We start from the raw sequence: 1,332 nt of genomic DNA on the forward strand, positions 1-1,332 counted from the left end.
ACCAACTCAACTCCCCCGACTACTGGACCCACCACATCCGCCACACCGTCCGCTTCACCGACACCATCCACACCCTCCACCACCAAGGCACCACCACCTTCCTGGAGTTGTCGGGCACCCCGGTGCTCAGCCCGGCCGTCGAACAGACCCTGGAGGCGCTGCCGGGCGCCGCCAAGGCGGCCGCCGCCGTCATCGCCGTCCGGCCGTCGCCCGCCGGGGTCGCGCTGGCCGCGGCCCGGGCCCACACGGCCGGTGTCGCGCTGGACTGGCCCGCGCTGTTCCCGGCCGGGACGGTCCCGGCCGAGCTGCCGACGTACGGGTTCTCCGGCCGCCGGTACTGGCTCTCGGCGACGCCCGCCGGGCTCCCGTCCCTGCGCGCCGCCGCGCCGGGGCCGGACGGCCGGGCGGGGCGTCCGCTGCTCCCGGCGGTGATGGAGCTGGCCGACGGCTCGACGGTGCACACCGGACGGCTCTCCCGGCAGGTGCTGCGCGAACTCGGCGCGGGCCCGATCGGCCTGGCGGCCCTGCTGCCCGCGGCCGTGCCGCTCACCCTGACCTGGCACCGCCCGCTGCTCGCCGCGCCGGACGGCGCCCTGGACGTGCAGGTGATCCTCGGCGAGCCGCAGCGGGCCGACGGCCACCGCCCGCTGGCCGTCCACGCCCGGCCGGTGGCGCAGCCGGGCGGCACGGCGGAGCAGCCGCGCTGGGTGCTGCACGCCGAGGGCGTGCTGTCCGGCGGCCCGACGGCGCCGCACGCGTCGGCCGCCGGGCTGCACCGGGTCGACTGGGTCCGGCTGCCGCTCCCCGCGCACCCCGAAACGGCTTGCCCGACAGCGGAGTTCACCCGCTTCACGGTCGGCGCGCCGACCACCGGCACGCATCCCGCGCTGCACCGGCTCCTGGCCGAGCTGCGCGAGCGGCTGTCCGAGCAGCCGTCCGCGCGCCCCGGCGGGCGGGCGCCGTACGTGGTGGTCACCGAGGGGGCGGTCACGGTCGGCGGGGAGGACGTCGCCGACCTCGGGGCGGCGCCCGGGTGGGGGCTGGTCCGGTCCGTGCAGTCGGAGCACCCGGGCCGGGTGGTGCTGCTGGACACCGACGGCACGGAGGCCTCGCGCGCCGCCGTCGACGCGGCACTCGCCACCGGCGAACCCCAACTGGCGCTGCGCGCAGGCACGGTGTACGTCCCGCGGCTGGTCACGTCACCGCCCCCGACCGGCACCGACCGCCCGACGCTCGGCACCGGAACGGTCCTGCTCACCGGCGGCACCGGCACCCTCGGCCGACTGCTCGCCCGCCACCTGGTCACCACCCACGGCGTCCGCCACCTCCTGC

The 1,332-nt window shown here is 78.4% G+C and carries 1 protein-coding gene; it reads left to right on the top strand.

Annotation, left to right across the window (positions count from 1 at the left end; genetic code table 11):
* The coding region (locus tag OO57_RS37770; RefSeq protein ID WP_033257437.1) for a SpnB-like Rossmann fold domain-containing protein at window positions 1-1,332 on the top strand (1,332 nt) is incomplete at both ends.

The organism is Kitasatospora phosalacinea (assembly GCF_000717185.1).
GTDB classification, from domain to species: Bacteria; Actinomycetota; Actinomycetes; order Streptomycetales; family Streptomycetaceae; genus Kitasatospora; species Kitasatospora phosalacinea_A.